Origin of the sequence: Nocardioides oceani (genome assembly GCF_030412965.1) — a bacterium.
Taxonomy (GTDB): Bacteria; Actinomycetota; Actinomycetes; order Propionibacteriales; family Nocardioidaceae; genus Nocardioides; species Nocardioides oceani.
Map to the genome: position 1 here is coordinate 1 of NZ_JAUHJQ010000336.1, position 207 is coordinate 207.

Annotated in this window: 1 protein-coding gene; it reads right to left on the reverse strand. The window is 75.8% G+C overall.

Annotated features, from left to right (window positions below; genetic code table 11):
• Positions 1 to 207, reverse strand: a 207-nt coding sequence (locus tag QWY28_RS24270; protein ID WP_300955443.1) for an NAD(P)-binding domain-containing protein, incomplete at both ends; no start/stop codon positions are given.

Below are 207 nucleotides of genomic sequence, written 5' to 3' on the forward strand. Positions count from 1 at the left end.
GGTGGCGTCGGGCTGGAGGCGCTGGGCCGACTCGGCCGCGGAGCCCTCGCCGCCGTCGATGACCTGGCCGTGCGCGCCGCGCGTGTCGAAGGCCCACGGGTTGACGCAGGAGATGACGACCTTGCCGGCGAGCGGGAGCGAGGCGACCAGGTCGTCGTGGCCGTCGTACGGCACGGCGAGCAGCACCAGGTCGGCCTGGCCGCAGGC